General features: G+C 55.9%; 19 protein-coding genes. 13 read left to right on the top strand and 6 right to left on the bottom strand.

The features are described from left to right. Window positions 1-180: 180 nt before the first annotated feature. Both CAF87_RS06830 and CAF87_RS06825 read left to right on the top strand, forming a co-directional pair. Entirely contained in the window at window positions 181-885 is a 705-nt protein-coding gene (locus CAF87_RS06830; RefSeq protein WP_139831699.1) for a DUF6602 domain-containing protein, read from the top strand. Between the two features lie 257 nt (window positions 886-1142). After that, the gene (locus CAF87_RS06825; RefSeq protein ID WP_139831700.1) at window positions 1143-2615 is read left to right on the top strand and encodes an ATP-binding protein; all 1473 of its coding nucleotides are present in this window, start codon (window positions 1143-1145) and stop codon (window positions 2613-2615) included. Window positions 2616-3106: 491 nt separating this feature from the next. Here the strand turns inward: CAF87_RS06825 and CAF87_RS06820 are convergent, their stop codons facing one another. Then, window positions 3107-4933 (bottom strand): ATP-dependent endonuclease, encoded by a 1827-nt coding sequence (locus CAF87_RS06820; protein WP_085730683.1) that lies wholly within the window; start codon window positions 4931-4933, stop codon window positions 3107-3109. Between the two features lie 727 nt (window positions 4934-5660). Between CAF87_RS06820 and CAF87_RS06815 the strand changes: the two genes are divergently transcribed. Next, complete coding sequence (locus CAF87_RS06815; protein ID WP_085730684.1) at window positions 5661-6047, top strand: DUF6124 family protein; 387 nt, start codon at window positions 5661-5663, stop codon at window positions 6045-6047. An 85-nt stretch (window positions 6048-6132) separates the two neighbouring features. On the opposite strand, the gene CAF87_RS06810 is transcribed toward CAF87_RS06815, so the two are convergent. The 3 genes from CAF87_RS06810 to CAF87_RS06800 form a co-directional block, all read right to left on the bottom strand. Further along, window positions 6133-6543 (bottom strand): hypothetical protein, encoded by a 411-nt coding sequence (locus CAF87_RS06810; RefSeq protein ID WP_085730685.1) that lies wholly within the window; start codon window positions 6541-6543, stop codon window positions 6133-6135. Next, window positions 6540-7013, bottom strand: a complete 474-nt coding sequence (locus tag CAF87_RS06805) for a hypothetical protein (protein ID WP_085730686.1) — start codon at window positions 7011-7013, stop codon at window positions 6540-6542. The genes CAF87_RS06810 and CAF87_RS06805 overlap by 4 nt, the downstream gene beginning before the upstream one ends. A gap of 139 nt (window positions 7014-7152) precedes the next feature. Next, window positions 7153-7425, bottom strand: coding sequence for a hypothetical protein (locus tag CAF87_RS06800; RefSeq protein ID WP_085730687.1), 273 nt, complete (start codon window positions 7423-7425; stop codon window positions 7153-7155). Window positions 7426-7764: 339 nt separating this feature from the next. On the opposite strand from CAF87_RS06800, the gene CAF87_RS06795 reads away from it, so the two are divergent. Continuing rightward, complete coding sequence (locus CAF87_RS06795; protein ID WP_371850977.1) at window positions 7765-8091, top strand: hypothetical protein; 327 nt, start codon at window positions 7765-7767, stop codon at window positions 8089-8091. Between the two features lie 49 nt (window positions 8092-8140). On the opposite strand, the gene CAF87_RS06790 is transcribed toward CAF87_RS06795, so the two are convergent. Beyond that, window positions 8141-8503 (bottom strand): DUF6124 family protein, encoded by a 363-nt coding sequence (locus tag CAF87_RS06790; RefSeq protein WP_085701843.1) that lies wholly within the window; start codon window positions 8501-8503, stop codon window positions 8141-8143. 559 nt (window positions 8504-9062) lie between these two features. Here CAF87_RS06790 and CAF87_RS06785 point away from each other — a divergent pair. Continuing rightward, a complete protein-coding gene (locus CAF87_RS06785; RefSeq protein WP_085730688.1) occupies window positions 9063-9362 on the top strand; it encodes a hypothetical protein in 300 nt (99 codons plus the stop codon). Window positions 9363-9466: 104 nt separating this feature from the next. Here CAF87_RS06785 and gspI read toward each other — a convergent pair whose 3' ends face one another. Next, window positions 9467-9847 carry a type II secretion system minor pseudopilin GspI gene (gene gspI, locus CAF87_RS06780; protein WP_085730689.1) on the bottom strand — a complete coding sequence of 127 codons (381 nt, stop codon included), beginning with the start codon at window positions 9845-9847 and terminating at the stop codon, window positions 9467-9469. A 146-nt stretch (window positions 9848-9993) separates the two neighbouring features. Here gspI and gspG point away from each other — a divergent pair, with 146 nt between their 5' ends. The 8 genes from gspG (at window position 9994) to CAF87_RS06740 (ending at window position 19534) form a co-directional block, all read left to right on the top strand. Then, window positions 9994-10452: a type II secretion system major pseudopilin GspG gene (gene gspG / locus CAF87_RS06775; RefSeq protein ID WP_011334561.1), complete on the top strand. Its 459-nt coding sequence runs from the start codon at window positions 9994-9996 to the stop codon at window positions 10450-10452. Between the two features lie 8 nt (window positions 10453-10460). Further along, window positions 10461-11414, top strand: a complete 954-nt coding sequence (gene gspK / locus CAF87_RS06770; protein ID WP_085730690.1) for a type II secretion system minor pseudopilin GspK — start codon at window positions 10461-10463, stop codon at window positions 11412-11414. Beyond that, window positions 11411-12556: a type II secretion system protein GspL gene (gene gspL, locus CAF87_RS06765; protein WP_085730691.1), complete on the top strand. Its 1146-nt coding sequence runs from the start codon at window positions 11411-11413 to the stop codon at window positions 12554-12556. The genes gspK and gspL overlap by 4 nt, the downstream gene beginning before the upstream one ends. Continuing rightward, on the top strand, window positions 12549-13094 hold the full coding sequence (gspM, locus tag CAF87_RS06760) for a type II secretion system protein GspM (protein ID WP_085730692.1): 546 nt from the start codon (window positions 12549-12551) through the stop codon (window positions 13092-13094). The genes gspL and gspM overlap by 8 nt, the downstream gene beginning before the upstream one ends. Continuing rightward, window positions 13091-15463 carry a type II secretion system secretin GspD gene (gene gspD / locus CAF87_RS06755; RefSeq protein ID WP_085730693.1) on the top strand — a complete coding sequence of 791 codons (2373 nt, stop codon included), beginning with the start codon at window positions 13091-13093 and terminating at the stop codon, window positions 15461-15463. The genes gspM and gspD overlap by 4 nt, the downstream gene beginning before the upstream one ends. Beyond that, complete coding sequence (gspE, locus tag CAF87_RS06750; protein ID WP_085730694.1) at window positions 15460-16866, top strand: type II secretion system ATPase GspE; 1407 nt, start codon at window positions 15460-15462, stop codon at window positions 16864-16866. Before gspD ends, gspE begins: the two co-directional genes overlap by 4 nt. Next, complete coding sequence (gspF, locus tag CAF87_RS06745; RefSeq protein ID WP_085730695.1) at window positions 16866-18077, top strand: type II secretion system inner membrane protein GspF; 1212 nt, start codon at window positions 16866-16868, stop codon at window positions 18075-18077. Before gspE ends, gspF begins: the two co-directional genes overlap by 1 nt. A gap of 347 nt (window positions 18078-18424) precedes the next feature. Beyond that, window positions 18425-19534 carry a substrate-binding domain-containing protein gene (locus CAF87_RS06740; RefSeq protein WP_085730696.1) on the top strand — a complete coding sequence of 370 codons (1110 nt, stop codon included), beginning with the start codon at window positions 18425-18427 and terminating at the stop codon, window positions 19532-19534. The last annotated feature ends 186 nt before the right edge of the window (window positions 19535-19720 follow it).

Below are 19720 nucleotides of genomic sequence, written 5' to 3'. Positions count from 1 at the left end.
GGGGTGGAGAGGTTGGGGGAGGGGGTGGAGATGCCGAGCCTCACGAGGCCATGATCTAATTGGGTGAATGATCACTTCCGGTCAGCGGAGCCATAAAGTTGTATTGGGTTTAGTTTCTTTGCAGCTGTCTACCGATTAGTAGACAATCCCGAAAACTATTTCCTTGCAGGGAGCAAGTCAGTGAAGCCATTAGTTGAATACTGTCATGGGGCTGTAAAAGCTTTAAATGCTCATTACGAAATGACTAAGGTGCTGGGGCACTCTGTCACAGCAGGTTCAGCGCGAGAGCGGCTTATTCAAGACTTCCTTCTTGCACATCTTCCGGAAATGACCAGCGTCGTAAGCGGAGTGATCATTGACTCGGAGGGGAGGCGTTCTAAACAACAAGATATTGTTCTGATGTTGAAGTCCATGCCTAGGCTCCCGTTTGCTAGCGGCCATGACCTCATATTTCAAGAAGGAGCCGTTGCAACTTTCGAGATTAAAACAGATATAACGCCATCTGTCCTTGAGGCTATATTTCTCAATATTGAGAGCGTTAAAGCACTTTCTCCAAGTACGCTTGAAGGTGTGCAGTTGGGTGACTTGGATTGGCCTTATAACCGAATATTGAACGTTATTCTAACGTATGGCGGATCTCCTTTAGAGAGCATTGAGCAAACCTTGGTAGCGCTGCAAGAGCCGCGTCAGCCAGATGTTTACTTTGATTTAACAAAGGGAATTCTTGTGAAGAATGAAGGTATTTTGTTTGGTGTGAGTGGCTCAAATACTTACCTTGCGTTCAATGATCCTGCCGTTGGCCTTGCACGCCTGCTTGCACTGTTGTCTAAAGTTACAGGGCGCTTAGTTATGCGGGGGGTGCAGTGGGAGTCGTATATCTCATAGAGTCATCTCGGGGGCGAATGGGGACGGATGTCCGAAAATAATTTTGTCTCCTTTGATGCTGTCCCCTTCGATGCTTTAAAGGCTGAAAATAGTGGAATTCAAAATACTCGTGCTGGCGGACTTTTGAAAAATCTCCTATAAGGAACGCTCTTCAACCAGAAAAGCGACTATGCTGGGCAAGTATTAGGCTGGGGTAGTGAAGAGATATTCCTAGATACTGGACAGAATGTTTTCAGGGAATTGGATAGGGGCATAGCGTGAAACATATCAATCTCATGTCGTTGGTTCAGGCAAGTGAGTCGTTGGCATCATCAAGCTTTGATAGTCTTTTGAATCTTCATGGCATAAGGATAAGGAATGCCGAAATAACTGACCTGAAGAATCTTTTGAAGGCGCTTTATGCTTTGCCATGCAGTGTAAGCATATTTGATACTTTTTATGTTGGCTATAAGATACCTCAGATAGGTAAAGAATTTGACTTGCTGAGGTTTGGAACGAAATTCATCGTCAATATCGAGCTGAAAAGCACATGCTCGGAAGAAAAAATAAGAGACCAGCTTATTAGGAATAAATATTATTTGGCTGGTACGGGAAGGCAGGTGCATGCTTTTTCATATGTATCGGATGTGGCCGCTTTGTACTACCTTCACGACAATGAAGTCCTTATAAGGGTAGGGCTTGTTGAACTGAGGAATCTTATAGGTCAACAAGAGGTCAATCGGTCTGAGGTGGTTGATGATCTATTCGAACCTTCAGATTATCTAGTTTCTCCATTCAACTCCACTCGCAAGTTTTTAAATAATGAGTATTTTTTGACTCATCAGCAAGAAGAAATCAAAAAACTGATTTTACAGAGTTTGCCTGTTCCTAAAGCTGTAAGGTTTTTTAGTGTGGTTGGGAGCGCGGGTACAGGAAAAACCTTGCTTGTATATGATATTGCAAAGCAGCTCATAAGAAATGCAAAAAAAATCCTTCTCATACACTGCGGGTATTTGAATGCAGGGCAGCTCGAATTAAACGGGAGTGGTTGGACTATCATTCCCATTAAGTACTACCGCCGCTACAATTTGGATGACTATGACCTAGTCATCGTTGATGAGGCGCAGCGCCTAATTGAGTGGCAGCTTAATGATATTGTCACAAAAATTACTGCTTCATCTGGTGTGTGTATTTTTTCTTACGACAAAATGCAAACTTTGTCACATTCGGAAGTGAATGCGGATTTGGATGGTAAAATATGCTCCGTAAAAGGGCTGATTACTTATAAGTTGTCAGAAAAAATTCGTACAAACAAAGAGATAGCTAATTTCATTAAGGCTTTATTTAATAATTCAAGAAAGATTGCCCTGTCGAGTAAAAGCAATATTGAAGTGAGCTATTTCAAAAGCTTGGAGGACGCTAGATTTTATCTTTCCGGGTTGGGTGTTGCAGGGTGGGAGGTGATCAGGTTTACTCCTTCTCAGTATAATAAGGAGCATCACGCCGAGTATTTTGTGCAACCAAATAAAACTTCGCACCAGGTGATTGGTCAGGAGTTTGACAATGTAGCTATTACGATTGATCGGTTTTTCTATTACGATGCAAATGGCGAACTGAGCTACAAGGGAACGGCGTATTATCATGCGTCTAAAATGCTATTTCAAAATATAACGCGTGCCCGGAAGCGGTTGAATATTGTGATTATTGACAATGAAGAAGTGTTGGACAGGTGTGTTGAAGTTCTGCTTTAGAGTTGTTAATTGTCGTGAGAAATTTTAATAAACTACTGCCTGATCACCAACTAGGAGGAAGCACAAGCAGGTTAGCAACGTCAGCGTCTGGGCCTTGCCCATGCAGCAGTGCGTTTAAGCCTGCCCGTTTACACATCCGATGAGCTTCTCCAACGTGTTTTTCTTTATAGGGGACGGACCATCCTAGGTAGGCTGATCGATTATGGCTCTGTCTTCGTCGATTATCTGCTCTGGGTCGAACGGTCGTATGTTCTCCACGCGCCCAAGAAAAGCCCCCGAACCGGATTAAGGTGGGGGGCGATTGAATATATGAACCTCCGAAGCTTTCCGCAGTGCTGTGAGCTCCTGGAGATGCCTACGTACTATAAATAATCAATGGTAGATAAAAATACCCTCCCAAGTACGTTGGCGTAAATCAGAAGTCGTCAGTGGGGCCCTGCTAGTTAGATATGTTGTAATCATTGCCAATTGGAAGTGACAATTAGAGCAATCTAAGCTTGGCGCAAGTGATTAAGGTAAGGCGCGGCTAAGTCAATAAAAATATTTCGCCAGCGCTCAGGCAAGTCGGAAAACTCCGCAGGCCAATTTTCTTGGATGTATTTATAGGCTTTAAATGGTTTTTCAGTTGAGGGGGCTGCATATCCAACAACATCCTCGACACAATCTTCTAACATTATTCTTCGATGTTCTCCACAGGCAGCTAAAATTGGCTCATTCATGATCACTGCTCCGGGCGTATTTGCGTCTCTATCGTGCATAATGATGTAATTCATGCCAAGCGCATTCATGTACTTCGCGATAGAAATCAAAACGGGTTTACCACGAGCACGAAGAACTTCGCAATTCCCAATGAATCTAGATTTATCATTCGCCCCAAGCCTTTTGACTGTTTCTCGAATTATTACCTCCTCAGTGTCCCCTTCAACAAAAATGCATTTTTTTGTAAAAAACATGCGTGAGATATAATCGTCTGTTTTTAAAAGCATTTTTAGATTTTGCTTTTCGTCTTCAATCAACTCTTCAAATGCACGCTCCAGATTGAAAGAGCTGCATATTGTAAATTCATCATTTGCAAATGAGAATTTTGTTAGGCTCATGCTTTTTTCAGAACCTAAATTAATCATAAACGGAGAGTGTGTTGTGGCTACAATTTGAAAGTTCACTCCGGCCAATTCATAAAGTACATCCCGCATCTGATTGGCAGCGGCAGGATGCAGATATATCTCAGGCTCTTCAAAACAGAAGATTGTTGCTCTCGGTGACTCAGTTCGACGATTTACGAAACCTTGTACATATCGCAACAATTGGAAGGCTGTCGCACGTATCATTCCATGCCCTTGATATGCGACTGTAGTTCTTACATTGCTTTTCATTTCAATGTTGAATTGAGGTTTTATTGCTTTTTCTGGTTGGTCTAGAGAGGCGCTAAGATGTATGGATGATTCTGGAAAAAGACTGTGAGTCATGCTATTGAGGTCGGTTATAAGCCTGCCGAAATCCGTCTCGCTATCGTTAGGGTTTAACTCTTTTGCGAGCTCGGTTAAAAATACTTGGGCTTGGCTGTAATTGTCGGAGCCTTGGCGCACTGTATCAAACAACTCTCCTAGAGTTTTGAAAAGAGCTCCAGTTGGGTGAGTGAGCTGGGTAATACATGACTCTGCAGGGATGATTACAATTTTAGGAAGTTTTGATAGTACGTTACCAGGAATACCTCCCGGATTTTCCACCCAGATAGGTTCCTGGGCAGTGTCTGTGTCCCAGTAGTTGGGCAAATCTGTCAAAAGATTTTTTACGCTTGCATGGGTCAAAGCTTTACTTAAATTCGCTTCCCCAAAGTGCTCGCGAAGAAAAACTTCAGTGAAATCATCTCCAATAAGATCTTCCACTTTTCTGCACTCGGCATAACGTAAATTTACGGTGCGAGGATACTCCATTAGAAAAACTTTAGGCTTTGCGTACTCTATGCTCCAGACTTTCTTGTAGACTATTTTTTTGTTCGTTTCTCCGTGAAGTGGTTCCTCGTGGGATATGACTCTTCCTTTGAATCCGAGCCAGGTTTCTGAATCATTTGGGAGGTTTCTGTACTCTGCGATAATTTCGATTTCAGTTTCCCGACGATAGTCCTCCGTTTCAGGGATGAACGTTTTAGAATAATCATCAAGTGCGACGTCGCCAGTTTTGTGCAAATAGTCTAGGGCTGCAAAAACACTAGATTTTCCAGCATTGTTAGGGCCTATAAGAAAGGTAGTGTCCCTAAACTTTATTTTGCAGTCTTTAAGTTTGCGGAAATTTTTTATATCAACTTCGTGTAGGCGCATGAACAACTCCATTTGCGTTGCGTTAAGTTTTTTCTGTTTTTTAAACTGAGCGTGGTATTTAATTGAAGTCAAGCTTTACACAAGGTAGTACAGGCTTTTTAGAGGCGCCACATTGGAACCATAAAATTGATATTTCTTATAGTTGAATTACATAGGAGCTGACGGGGCTATAGGCTAAAGGTCGCTCCGTGACCGTCTGCCCTTGCTGTGTTTCAACCTGTGACAGTCGCCTCCGCCAGTTGTAGCAAAGTCAACGGGCACCAGTTAGGAACCAGTTGGGAAAAATGGGACTGATAAATTTCCAAAAATAAATCTGAGAATCATCTGGCCGGCCTCCACATCTCATGGGGGTGCCGCTGTAAGGCCTCAATAAACACCAACGTTTAAAAAGACATCTCCAGACACTCTCTCAGGCTACACACCCTTGCGCCGTTGCCTACAGCTACGCCAGAATCCGCCGGCTTGTGCGCTTTGTACCTGGTCTTTATCGTCTACGTGTCGCTGGCAACCCAGCGACCGGGTTTAGCGACCCGACCAGGTATAAGTTCAACGACGCTCCCGTTTGTCGCAGACATTTGCGATGACGATATGGTGGCTGTGCGTGGGAGATCTTCGGGTCTGCCGGGTCTTATACCTCTCGGTTCGCTAACCCGCGCACAGCTGCCACCCTTACTTGTTTAGCGACAGGTGTTGGTGGTTCCACCAGGTATAAAAATGGAGCTTCACCATGATCAAACCAACACCCAACCCGCCCGAAACCGACTCGGTTTCGCCCTACGAATCCATCGATTCCAGAAAACTGCACGAAGCCGCCGACCGCGCGCTCGACCATTACCTCTGTCCGCCCGGCTCCACGCCGCCTCCACGCAGAACCCGCGGGATGTATGCCGTGACGGCGGACAACAAAAACGAAGAACTGCTGATTGATGCCAGTGAAACACTCGCTTCGGCCCAAACCATTGCCCAAAACATCGCCAGTCTGGTGCCGGCTTCGCAGCGTCGGGCGTTGGTGGGCATTGCGCAGTTGATCATGCTCGGAGAGTTGGCGGTGAATCGGGCGTTGGATAATTTGCAATTGCCGGTGAAGCAGACCTCGGGATCACCTGCTGATTAAACGGGTGTCAATTCTGGAGCCTTCGCGAGCAAACCCGCTCTTAGAGAAAGGGGACTGAATTATTTCATTCAGTCCCCTTGGTTTCTTAACCCGCGTCTCCGCGATTTGGCGCTGAAGGCGCATCCGGACATTCATCGGTCCATTGCGTAACCGTCATGTCTTTGAGCCGCTCACCCATGGTGTCAACGCGCAAGCAGGCGTCTTTCTTTGAATAGAACAGGATGCAGCGCGAGCTATCAAAAGAGCAGGTATCGAGTTGCAGGAAATTGCGTGCAGCCAGCTCCCGCTCGACGCCACTGTATTCATAGCCATCGCGGGTGTGCATCCGGGTTGGCTTCCATCCTTGTTTGATCAATTTGGATCTGGCCGTCACCAGGCGCTCACCGACGGCGATGCCTGCTGGCCCGTATTTGTCGTTTGCCGCTTGCGAGCCATCAGCGAACGCGACGCTTGTACCCGTGCAACAAAAGGCGATGAGCAGGATCGGAGCCTTCATTTAGCCGTTCTCGTGATTTTTCTTGCGGCGTAATAAATGACGCCTATCAAAAAGTGCTTGAGCTCCCACGCCCAAGCGCCCGCGAGCATGCAGATAACCAGAAAAGTAAAATACTGATGAAAGTCCGTATAGGGCGCTTTATGTGTGCTTTTCCCAACCAGTCCGAGGCTCATCAGGCTGATGCAAAAAGTACTCAAACACCGTAAGGCGAGATAGCAAATGTCTATGATGTTGGTCGTGTACACCCAGCTTTTTGCGGATTCAGAAAACAAGGCAGACCACACCAGATGAAACGCGCTTGCGTAGATGAAGCTCAGGCTTAGGCGTTGCGCTACGTCAACACCGGAGCTGAGGTGAAACTCCGAATAGAATTGGTCGAGAGAAATGCCTACCGGACGAAAGAGGTCGAGGAGGGGAAACAGGGCAACCCTACCTGCGAGATAGATAGCTACAAAAGCGATGATTTTCATCCTGCACTCCATTGCTCCGTAAACGGCATCGGTTGACGACTTTTCGGCTAGGGCAAGCCGATAGCATAGTCATCCTTGTCACATCCGTTTATTTGGCCAGGGAGCAATGTCTCAAGCCTGACCATTGGCGGCGTCAGGTTCATACCTGGATGTCTTTTTCGAACGCCTGTAGTTGCCTTATCGGGTCCCAACCGCTCGGCGACGCTTGAGCTTCGCTCCACCAAAGCATCCCGCTGGAGACCCATGATCTACGCAATTCAGCATGAGCCGCGGTCGTGTCGTCGTAGCCAAACTGCGTACCGCAGCACGGGCAGATGGCAAACGAAGAGCAGCCCAGTTCGTCGTACGGAGCCTCTTCAAGCCCGGTGTATCCACAAACCGGACAAAGATATGAAACGTTGCCTGCAATCATCCCGACTCCGGATTACTGGCCTATAGGATCTGTTGTCGGCGTGCTCGATGATCTCTGGAGCTTTATTCCGACTCTTTTCAACTGACACCCAAAACGTAAAAAAGGGGACTGATTAGTTCCATAAAATAAATCAGTCCCCTTTGTTTCATTCGCGAGCAAGTCGAATCGGCGCACCGTCGCTCCCACAGGGATTTATGTTGATCACAGATATTGCGTAGGACGCTGAAATCTGTGGGAGCAGGGCTGGCAGCAAAAATTGGGGGCTGATTTTCTTTCTGGCATTCAATCAGTCTCCTTTCATGCTAGAACCCTTCAGCCTCTACCACCGGCACCATTGGAATGAAAAAGCTTCTAATCGCAGCGATCCTCGTCGTGACGACGGTGCTCTACGTCGGCTACTACGAAGCCCTTGAGGACGGAGACATAGAGACCATTGTCTTCATCAAGAAGCATCCGACGTTTCAGATGAAGTTCTACAACATCCACGCGAACGATGGAGAGATCAGGAAAGTAGAGCGCCTGACAGCAGAGGAGCGGGGATGGATTATTGATTACTGCAGGTATCGCTTGGGAATCGACACAGAACTGAAGACTCAGGATGTGACGTCGAGATGTGCCGCAAAAAATAGAACTGCTCATTTGGCCGAGGTCGTCAGCTACACCTGACAACCTCGGCCATTTTCTTTCCGGCTATTGAGCGATAGCAATCAGCCGCTTACGTCTTCACCTCAACATGGTCCAACGCCTGATTCACCGCCAACCCCGCAACCATAACCACCTGCGCAATCCCCAGCGCAGTCTTGCGGTGGGCGGGTTCAAGGATCGCGGCGAAATTGCTGAGCATTTCGCTGGCGGAATCCAGGGACTCGCTGGCGTTGGCCAGGAGGGATTCGCTGTTGTAGGCGGGGTTGGCCAGGAACATGGGGTCGTGTTTGGTGTGGCTGCCCATGATGCGTTGTTGTGGGGTTAGGTAGTGGTCGAGGGCGCGTTCGGCGGCTTCGTTGAGGGTTCGGGAGTCGGGGAATTGGTAGGGGGAAACCGGGTCGGTTTCGGGGGGATTGGGTGTTGGCTTGATCATAGATGTAACTCCTCATGCTTCAAAAAAGGGAGGCCATCCAATTTCGCTACCAAACGAAGGTGGCGGCCATGCTCAGGTTGGTAGACCGGCACATGAGGAACCCGGCGCACCCGAAGGTGCCCTGTGCATGACCACCATAAAGCCGAGACGAAACGACGCCGCGAATGGTGATGCTGTGCAACTCTCATGTGCGGGCTACCAAACCCGATCACTGTTTTTCAGTGACCCGGAAACGATAAAACCCGCACACTAGACGCACAAGCCGGCGGATTCTGGCGTAGTCGTAGGCAATGACGCAAGGCGTTGTAGCCTTGAGGAAGTAACGCTGAGTGTCTTTAAACGGAATTGAAAAAATCGGATAAACAGGCTATCGGCACAGCGTCCGTCCGTGCGGTAGAGGAGGGGCAGACAGTGATTGAGCAGGGTGAAAGACGAACCCAAGAGAAATGACCGTTGGTCGTAAACATCCGACTACCTGTCAGATCTGACAGGTGACGCTTCCTACGATCCTCGATTGAATCACTCCGTCAAACCAATCCCACGAAACGGAGTTACTGACATGTCTACATCCAAGTCCAATGCCACCGCACCCGCGATCCTTTCTATCAGGGATTCCAAGGGTGAAGTACCTCAAGGCGGAGTGACCCCTGATACCACTGTGACAGTCGCAGGTCGTGCTGAACCAACGAAGAAAGTTGAAGTGCGCGATGGAACAGTTTCGAAAGGTACTGCCCATGCTGACGCAGCAGGCAATTGGTTACTGGCCTTAAGTGGGCTGACCGTGGGCGTGCACAGCATCACGGCGTCAACTGACGGAGCTGTGTCAGCTGCCAGAACATTTTCAGTGGTTCAACAGTAGAAAATAGATTCAACGGAAAGATCGGGAGATTTGAGGCACTAGGTTCTCAAGGATCCCGATCTGTTCCTTATACATCGTGCCTGACGTTTTTGAGCGGGCCAGGGCTAGTGGTTTTCCGGGCGGCTGAGCAACGTTTCAATCCGAGCCAGAGGAGGCCGCTCCTGCCCCCGATCAAACACCTGCACCTCCACCTTCAACAACCGCCCATTCTCCGCCCCCCCAATCACCTGCTCACACCGCAACAACAACCTCCCTTGATCACACTCAACCGCCTTGACCCCCATCGGCAACCGACCCTCCAACCGCAACTCCGCCATCCGACTCTGCGCCGCAATCATCGCAATCGAGCGATCCCGCAAAACCCCGCTGCTCTGCGTCATCAACCCAGCCACGCGCACGGCGGCGGACATAGCCACGGCGATGATCGCCAGCGCGACGAGCACTTCAATCAGGGTGAATCCGGCTTGCGGGGAGGGGGTGCGCATCGGGGGCTCGGGCAGTCGGGCAGCCCTTGACGCTAACGCCCGTGCTTGACGGCTTGACGACGAAAACACCCGAGGATTTTCAACATCCCTGACATATCTTCTTGCAACACTGCGCGTCGAATCGAATCAAGCCAGGGAATGACGAGATGGATATCGCGCAATTCAAACAGCCCAGTCGACCGAGCCGGATGCCCCGTGGGCAGCAGGGTTTCACGCTGATCGAGATCATGGTGGTCGTGGTGATTCTCGGGATTCTGGCGGCGATGGTGGTGCCCAAGGTGCTCGACCGGCCGGATCAGGCGCGGGCCACGGCGGCGAAGCAGGACATTGGCGGGTTGATGCAGGCGCTGAAGCTGTATCGCCTCGATCACGGCACTTACCCGAGCCAGAGTCAGGGCCTGAAGGTGCTGGTGGAGCGGCCGGCCGATGCGAAGAACAGCAACTGGCGCTCGTACCTGGAGCGCTTGCCGAATGACCCGTGGGGTCGTCCTTATCAGTACCTCAATCCCGGTGCCAACGGCGAGATCGACATCTTTTCCCTCGGCGCCGACGGCCAGCCTGACGGCGATGGCGTGAATGCCGACATCGGTTCCTGGCAGTTGTAAGGCCGGTCATGAACAGCCAATCGAACCAGCAGGGGATGGCGATCATCAGTGCGCTGCTGATTGCGGCGGTGGTCGCGGTGATCGCTGCCGGCATGCTGACGCGCCAGAGCGTTTCGACCCGGGCGCTGGAAGCCGAGCAACTGCGCGTACAGGGCCGGTGGGTGTTGCACGGCGGGCTGGAGATCAGCCGGCAATTGTTGTGGGACGCGCGGCAGCGCGATCCGCTGACCCGGCTCGATCAACCCTGGGCGCAGCGCTTGAACACCCAAGGTTTCGAGGGGCGGCTGGAGGACGAGCAGGGCAAGTTCAACCTGCGCAATCTGGTGGCCAACGAGCGGATCGATGACGCGCAGGTGCAGGCGTTCGAGCGCTTGTGCGAGTTGATTGGTGTCAGCAGCGGCTTGAGCCGGCGCATCAGTCAGCGGGTGATCGGCTCGTATCCGCACCTGCTGAATGCCCAAGTGGTGGACAAGCCTGTGGCGAAAAACACCTTCGACAGCGGGCGCGCCACGTCGCCGTCCGCGTCGCGCAAACCGCAGTCGCCGACCTTGCCGATGCTGCGCACGCTTGATGATTTGCGCAGTGTCGACGGGGTCAACGATGCGGTTTTGGCGAAACTGGCGCCGTACCTGACGGTGATTCCGGCGACCACCTGGCTCAACGGCAACACCGCCACGGCGCCGGTGCTGGCGGCTTATGTGCCGGGGCTTTCGCTGGAGCGGGCGCAGGCGTTAATCAATGAGCGCGACGCCGGGCGCTGGTTCATCAATCGCGGGGATTTCGTCAATCGCCTGCGCCTGCCGCAACTGGAGATCACCAGCGTCAAGGTCGGCATCACCAGCGATTGGTTTCGGCTGCGCGGGCAGGCGCGGCGGGATCAGCGACGAGTGAGCCTCGATGCGTTGTTGCATCGCAGCCAGGATCGTTTGCCGCAAGTGATCTGGTCTCGGGTGGGCGTATGAGCCAGTTGCGCGTGAGTTTGCCGCCGCTGACGGAGCTGAGTCTCGACAGTGAAGTGGATGCTGCGTGGCTGGATCGTCAGGGGCAGGTCACTCGCCAGGAACGCGTGCGACTTGGCGCGCTGCTGAAGCAACCGCTGGTGTGTTTTCTGCACCCGTCGGACAGCCTGCTGGCGAACATCGATCTGCCGCCGTTGCCCGCAAATAAAACCGCTGCCGCTGTGCAATGTGCGGCGCAGGCGTTGATGCTCGGCGACAGCGCCGAGATGCACATCGCCCACAGTGCCCGCAATGAAAGCGGCCAGGTGCAGATTGCCTGGGTAGCACGCAAGGATTTGCAGCACCTCGGGCAATTCGGCTTGAACCTCAAAGGCCTGTACCCGGCGGCCTATAGTTTGCCGGTGATGGCGGGCGGCGTGGGTTGCCTGCACGACGATCATCTGTTGTTGCGCCACGGCCCGAATGCGGCGCAGGTGCAGCCGATGATCGACGAAGCGTGGCTGCTGGAAACCGGTCTGCCGGCGCACTGGATCGGTGGCGGCGCGCCAGAAGCGGTGCAATCAATATTGGCCGACACGCAGCGTAACGCCGGCCCGTTGCCGAACTGGGGCCTGCACGGCGGCCTCCAGCAACAGGGCACCGAACATCGCGGTTGGGGCAGGGCGCTCGGTTGCTGTGCCCTGGCGCTGGCGGTGTGGGTGATCGGTTTGAACCTGTACGCCGCCCGCGAGGCCGGGCAGGGCCAGCAGCTCAAGGCGCAGATGGCGCAGCGGGTGAAGCAGGCGTTTCCCGAGTTGCCGGTGATCCTCAATCCGCTGCAACAGGCGCGTCAGCAAATCGCTGCGCGTCAGCAAGGCGCGGTGGATGCGCCGGGGCAGGATTTCACGCGGCTCGTGTCACAGGCCGGCAGCGGCATGCCGTCCATGGCGGGCACGGTGCAGCGGCTGGAGTTTGTCGACGGTGCGTTGCAATTGAGTCTGCTGCCCGAGGCCCGGCGTTCGGGCAACGACAAGGACTGGCAAGGCACGCTGGCCCAGGCTGGCATCAGCATCAGCCCGAATGATGACGGCTGGGTCCTGCGCCCGGCCGGCGAGGCGACCGCCGCCACCGACAACGACGACAGCAGCGGAGCCGAAGATGAATAGCCCCTCGCTTGCGAAATACCGCGCCGGTTGGCAGCGCTTCAATGCTCAGTTGCAGGCTCGGTGGCAGCCTTTGGCGCTGCGGGAAAAACGCATGGTCGGTGGCATGGTTGCGTTGCTCTTGGGGCTGTTTGTGTGGGTGGCGTTGATTCAGCCGCCGCTGAAGAAGATCGCCGCATCACAAGTCGAAACCCCGAAATTGCGCGCCCAGGCCGAAGCGCTGGAAGTTTTGTTGCGCGAGGTCAGCGTGCGCCCGGAAGGGCAAAACCTGGAGCAGTCGCTGCAACAGACCTTGCAGGCCAGCGGACTGGGCGGCCATTACCAATTGGCGGCCGCCTCCGCCGGCTGGCAGTTGACCTTTGACGCGGCACCGGCCGACGCCGTGCTCGACTGGCTGCTGAGCCAACCGCGGAATTTTTCACTGCAAGTGGTCGAGGCCCGTCTGCAACGCGCAGACGACGCCGCGACCGATGACACCGCCGGCACTCTGTCGGGCACCGTACGCATGGATCAGGCGCTGGGCGCTAAGGAAGCTTCATGAAGGGGTCAGGGTCCAAACGCATGGCGTTGCCGATGCTGTTGATGGCATTGAGCGCGTGCAGCAACACCACACCACCGAATCAACCGCCGCTGCTGGTGGACAGCGAACTCGGCCGGCCGCTGGCCAACACCCAGCGCAGCGGCGACGCGGTGCTCGACCGCGAGCGCGCGCAGGCTCAGGTAAAACCTGCGCCGAAGCAATTGCACAACATCACCGAACGCGTTCGCACTGGCGGGTCGGCACGGGGCACGACGTTGCCGGCCAATCCGTTGGGCGATCAACCGGTGACACTGAATTTTGTCGACGCCGATATTCAAGCGGTGGTGCGCGCGTTGTCGCGCTCCACCGGCCAGCAGTTTCTGGTCGATCCACGGGTCAAGGGCAACCTGACGCTGGTCTCCGAAGGCCAGGTGCCGGCGCATCAGGCGTACGACATGCTACTGGCGGCATTGCGCATGCAGGGTTTCAGCGTGGTAGATGTGGGCGGCGTGGCGCAAGTGGTGCCGGAGGCCGACGCCAAGTTGCTCGGCGGGCCGATCTACAGCGCCGACAAACCGGCCGGCAACGGCATGCTCACCCGTACGTTCCGCCTGCAATACGAGAACGCCGTGAACCTGATTCCGGTGCTGCGCCCGATCGTCTCGCCGAACAACCCGATCAACGCCTATCCGGGCAACAACACCATCGTCGTCACCGACTACGCCGAAAACCTGACGCGGGTCGCGCAACTGATTCAGGGCATCGACACCCCGAGCGCCATCGACACCGACGTGGTGCAGATCCAGAACGGCATCGCCGCCGACATCGCACCGATGGTCGCCGACCTGCTCGACGCACCGGGCAATGATCCAACCCAGAAAATCGCCGTGATCGGCGACCCGCGCTCCAACACCATCATCATCCGCGCCGGCAGCCCCGAGCGCACGGAGCTGGCGCGCAACCTGATCTACAAACTCGACAACGCCCAGAGCAACCCGAGCAATCTGCACGTGGTGTATCTGCGTAACGCCCAGGCCGGCAAACTGGCCCAGGCCCTGCGCGGTTTGTTGACCGGCGAGAGCGACAGTGGCACCAGCGACAGTGCGCGCTCGGTGCTCAGCGCCATGGGCAGCTCCACCAACTCGGGCGGCGGACAGAACGGTCAGAGCGGCACGCAAACCAACGGCAGCACTTCGACCACCAACAGCGGCAGCACCGGCGGCAGTTACGCTCAGGGCAGCAGCGGCACCAGTGGCAGCAGCAATGCGCAAAGCAGCGAACAGAACGTCGCCTTCAGCGCCGGCGGCGTGACCATTCAGGCGGACGCGACCACCAACACCTTGCTGATTTCCGCGCCGGAACCGCTGTACCGCAACCTGCGTGAAGTCATCGATTTGCTCGACCAGCGCCGCGCGCAAGTGGTGATCGAAAGCCTGATCGTCGAAGTCGGCGAGGACGATGCCAGCGAATTCGGCGTGCAATGGCAGACCGGCAATCTGGCCGGCAATGGCGTGATCGGCGGCGCCAACCTTGGCGGTTCGGGGATCAACGTCAACGGCAAGACCAGTGTCGACGTGCTGCCCAAAGGCCTGAACCTCGGCTACGTCAACGGCACGGTCGACATCCCCGGCATCGGCAAGATCCTCGACCTGAAAGTGCTGGCCCGGGCGCTGAAGAGCAAGGGCGGCACCAACGTACTGTCGACGCCGAACCTGCTGACCCTGGACAACGAAGCGGCGAGCATTTTCGTCGGCCAGACCATCCCGTTTGTCAGCGGCAGCTACGTCACCGGCGGCGGGGGCACCAGCAACAACCCGTTCCAGACCGTGACCCGTGAAGAGGTCGGTTTGAAGCTCAACGTGCGGCCGCAGATATCCGAGGGCGGCACGGTGAAGCTCGACATCTATCAGGAAGTCAGCAGCATCGACGAGCGCGCTTCGGCGGCTTCGACTTCGGCGGGGATCGTCACCAGCAAACGTGCGATCGACACCAGCATCCTGCTCGACGACGGGCAGATCATGGTGCTCGGCGGCCTGCTGCAAGACGGCTACAGCCAGAGCAATGACGCGGTGCCATGGCTGGGCAGCATTCCCGGGATCGGCGCGCTGTTTCGCAACGAGCGCCGCTCGATCACCAAGACCAACCTGATGGTGTTCCTGCGCCCGTACATCATTCGCGACAGCGCGGCGGGGCGCAGCATCACCCTCAACCGTTACGACTTCATGCGCCGTGCGCAGGGCGGTCTGCAACCGGAACGCAGCTGGGCGATGCCGGACATGCAGGCGCCGCAGTTGCCGACCGCTGCGCAGGGCGTGCCGGCAGCCGTTCCGACTTCCGGGCCCCGCGCGGTCATCAAGGCTGTGCCGATTGAAGCAGGCCCGCGGTTATGAGCGGCTTGCCTTACGCCTGGGCCAAGGCGCAGCGGATTCTGCTGCGCGACGGCGTGCTGACGGTGTGCCCGTCGACGCCGGGCTGGTCGATCAGCGAGGTGCGCCGGCAGTTCGGTGCGGCCAGGCTTGAGCGGGTGCGCGATGACGAACTCGACGGCTTGCTCGCTGCTGCTTACGCCGATACCGGGAGCGCGGCGGCGGTGGTCGGTGCGGCGGAGAACGAAGTCGACCTCGACCGCCTGATGCAGGACATGCCGGAAATCACCGACCTGCTCGACACCCAGGACGGCGCGCCGGTGATCCGCATGATCAACGCCTTGCTCACGCAAGCGGCGCGGGACGAGGCCAGCGATATTCACATCGAACCGTTCGAAACCCATTCGGTGGTGCGCTACCGGGTCGACGGCACGCTGCGCGACGTGGTGTCGCCGCGCAAAGCGTTACACGGTGCGCTGGTGTCGCGGATCAAGATCATGGCGCAGCTCGATATCGCCGAAAAACGCTTGCCTCAGGACGGCCGCATTGCGCTGCGCGTAGCCGGGCGGCCGATCGATATTCGTGTTTCCACCGTGCCCACCGGTCATGGCGAGCGGGTGGTGATGCGTTTGCTGGACAAACAGGCCGGACGCCTGCATCTCGAAACCCTGGGCATGGACGCGCAGGTGCTGGCCAAACTCGATCACCTGATCCGCCAGCCCCACGGCATCGTGCTGGTCACCGGCCCGACCGGTAGTGGCAAAACCACAAGTCTTTACGCGGCACTGGCGCGACTCGATGCGAGCACCAGCAACATCCTCACCGTGGAAGACCCGGTGGAATACGACTTGCCGGGCATCAGCCAGATTCAGGTCAACGCCAAGATCGACATGACGTTTGCCCTGGCCTTGCGTGCGATTCTGCGTCAGGACCCGGACATCATCATGATCGGCGAGATCCGCGACCTCGAAACCGCGCAGATCGCGGTGCAGGCTTCGTTGACCGGTCACCTGGTGTTGGCGACGTTGCACACCAACGACGCGGTGTCGGCGGTCAACCGGCTGATCGACATGGGCGTCGAGCCGTTTCTGCTGGCCTCGTCTATGCTCGGCGTTTTGGCCCAGCGCTTGGTGCGGCGGCTGTGCAATCAGTGCAAACAGGAAGATCCGGCGACGCCCGGCACCTGGCGTCCGGTCGGTTGTGCGGCGTGCAATCACACCGGTTACAGCGGCCGGACCGGAATTCATGAATTGTTCTGCATCGATGACGACATCCGCACCCTGATTCACCAAGGGGCAGGGGAGCAGGCGTTGCGTGCGGCGGCGAGCAAGGCCGGGATGTTCAGCCTGCGCGAGGACGGCGAACGCTGGATTTGCAGCGGTGCCACGGCGCCGGAAGAAATCCTTCGCGTGACACGGGACGCCTGATGAATCGCTATCGTTTTGAAGCCGCCGATGCCAGCGGCAAGATCGAGTCCGGGCATCTGGAGGCGGACAGTCAGGGCGCCGCGTTTGGCGTGTTGCGCGGTCGTGGCTTGACGGCGTTGTCGGTGGAGAAGGAAAGCAATGTCTCCCAGCATGGCGGCGGTGGCTTGTTCAGCGCCAAGCTGTCGGATAACGACCTGGCCTGGGCCACCCGACAACTGTCGAGCTTGCTGGGCGCCAGTCTGCCGCTGGAAGCGGCGCTGAGCGCCACGGTCGAACAGGCCGAGAAAAAACACATCGCCCACACCCTCAGCGCCGTTCGCGCCGACGTGCGCAGCGGCATGCGCCTGGCCGAAGCGCTGTCGGCGCGGCCACGGGATTTTCCGGAGATTTACCGGGCGCTGATTGCGGCGGGTGAGGAGTCAGGCGATCTGGCGCAGGTGATGGAGCGGCTGGCGGATTACATCGAGGAACGCAACAACCTGCGCGGCAAGATTCTCACCGCGTTCATCTATCCGGGCGTGGTCGGGCTGGTGTCGATCGGTATCGTGATTTTCCTGTTGAGTTATGTGGTGCCACAGGTGGTCAGCGCGTTTTCCCAGGCGCGGCAGGATCTGCCGGGGCTGACTTTGGCGATGCTCAATGCCAGTGATTTCATCCGTGCCTGGGGCTGGTTGTGCGCCGGGATCATGGCTGGCGCGTTCTGGAGCTGGCGCCTGTATCTGCGCAACCCGGCAGCGCGCTTGGGTTGGCATCATCGGGTGCTGAAGTTGCCGCTGATCGGGCGGTTTGTGCTGGGGCTGAACACGGCGCGGTTCGCCTCGACGCTGGCGATCCTCGGCGGCGCCGGGGTGCCGTTGTTGCGGGCACTGGAGGCGGCGCGGCAGACCTTGTCGAATGATCGCCTGAGCCTGAGCGTCAATGAGGCCACCGCCAAGGTGCGAGAGGGCGTCAATCTGGCGGTTGCGCTGAAAGTAGAGAACGTGTTTCCGCCGGTGCTGATTCACCTGATCGCCAGCGGCGAGAAAACCGGTGCATTGCCGCCGATGCTTGAACGTGCTGCGCAAACCCTGTCCCGCGACATTGAGCGCCGGGCGATGGGCATGACTGCGTTGCTTGAGCCGCTGATGATCGTAGTGATGGGCGGGGTGGTGCTGGTGATCGTGATGGCGGTGTTGCTGCCGATCATCGAGATCAACCAACTCGTGCAGTAGCTTTTTCAACTTTTTTGCCGGCACCCGGATCTCACCCGAGCGCGAAAACCAGCATCCTCGGGTTCTCCTTTCTGTCATCTGCAACGGCCCGTCAAGGGCTGTGGCCGATTCCCTCGAAAAGCTTGCCTTAGACACTCCGTACACCCCCCCAGAACACCCGAGAATTACCTCGAAAATCACCTCGCACCTCCCGAGGTTTTTTCCTTTATCTGTCACCGGAAACTGCGAATTTCTCAGTGCGACTTAACCACGGACCCCGCTTGCGAAGGTCAGCGGTGAGTCCTCCCAGTGTCATGCAAGCCTTCCGAAAACCTGTGTTCCCAACCTAGTTGAAAAGGAGATTCTTCATGTTCAAGCGCACTCTGATCGCAGCTTCCCTGACCGTCGCTGCCCTGGCTTCCGCCCAGGCCATGGCTGCCAACGTAACCGGTGGTGGCGCGACTCTGCCTGCCGCTCTGTACAAAGGTTCTGCCAACAGCATCCTGCCAGCCAACTTCAGCTACCTGGGTACCGGTAGCGGCACCGGCAAGACCGCTTTCCTGACCAACAACTCGGCACTGTTCAATACCACCGGTTCGGTCCACTTCGCCGGTAGCGACTCGATCCTCAGCGCTTCGGAAATCAGCACCTACAACACCAACTTCGGCGCTTCGTACGGCCCGCTGATCCAACTGCCTTCGGTGGCCACTTCGGTTGCCATTCCGTACAAAAAATCCGGTCAGACCGCTCTGAACCTGACCAGCGCTCAGCTGTGCGACGTGTTCTCCGGCACTGCCAAGACCTGGGGTCAACTGCTGGGCAACTCCGATGCCACCCCGGTTCGTGTGGTTTATCGCACCACTTCCAGCGGCACCTCGGAAATCCTCACCCGTCACCTGAACAACGTCTGCTCGACCAAGTTCTCGGTCAACTCGACCTTCGCCAACTCGCTGCTGCCAGCCGGCACCACATTGCCATCGAGCTTCGTCGGTGTTGCCAACACTGCTGACGTCGCTGTTGCGGTGAACGCGGTTGACGGTTCCATCGGTTATGTCGGTCCGGACGGCGTGAACGCCAGCAGCAACGCCGTGGTGTCCCGCGTCAACGGCGTGCAGCCGACCCCGGCCAACGTGACTACCGCGCTGTCTTCGGTTGCACTGCCAACCACTCCGTCGAACCCTGCCCAGTGGGCACCGGTTGTCGCCAACCCATCCAGCGGTTACCCGATCGCTGCCTACACCAACCTGATCTTCGGCCAGTGCTACAAGGATGCAACCGTGGCCGCTGACATCAAATCCTTCCTGACCACTCACTACAGCGTGCCGGGCAACGCTGCAGCGACCATCAACCACGGCTTCAGCGTTGTTCCGACCAACTGGAAAAACGCCGTCACCGCCAACTTCATCACCAACACCAGCGGCAACAACCTGGACATCAACAACGCCAGCGTGTGCAACGCTATCGGTCGTCCTTTGTAAGCTTCGCGTTAATCCGCAACACGAATGGCAGCCCTTCGGGGCTGCCATTTTTTTTGCTCGTCACGGATGGCCGGGGCGGGCAATTACACCTCATTCATGAAGTTTGTGTGACATCGGTTCGGTCGCGTCCCTCGCCAACCGCCTATGTCGTAACAGCAGGTTGTCGCCGACCTGCGGCAATCAAAA

It is taken from the genome of Pseudomonas sp. R38(2017) (assembly GCF_002112395.1).
In the GTDB taxonomy this organism is placed as follows: Bacteria; Pseudomonadota; Gammaproteobacteria; order Pseudomonadales; family Pseudomonadaceae; genus Aquipseudomonas.
This window is presented reverse-complemented; position numbering and strand designations above follow the sequence as displayed.